1 pseudogene is annotated in these 213 nt (G+C 64.8%); it reads right to left on the bottom strand.

What is annotated here, in order from left to right:
• A pseudogene (locus ACM14_RS32345) lies at positions 1-213 on the bottom strand (hypothetical protein); the annotation flags it as partial.

The following is a 213-nucleotide window of genomic DNA, read 5'->3' as shown; positions in this document are numbered from 1 at the left end:
GCGTTGGACACGGAGAACGCGTAGTTGAAGGGCGTGCCCACAGCCAAGCTGCCGGGGTTGGCTTTGGTGACCGTCAGCGCAGGAGTACCAGGCGTGACCGGTGTGGTGGGTGTCGACGCGCAGTCTGTTGTGCACCCTGCCGTCGGATTGACCGGGTTGATGCCACCCGCTGGATCGTAGGAGGCCGTGTTCGTGCTCGAACCAACCGCCGTC

This window comes from Delftia sp. JD2, from assembly GCF_001682645.1.
Taxonomy (GTDB): domain Bacteria; phylum Pseudomonadota; class Gammaproteobacteria; order Burkholderiales; family Burkholderiaceae_C; genus Comamonas; species Comamonas acidovorans.
Note: the sequence above shows the minus strand (reverse complement) of the source record. Positions and strands in the feature narration are given on the sequence as shown.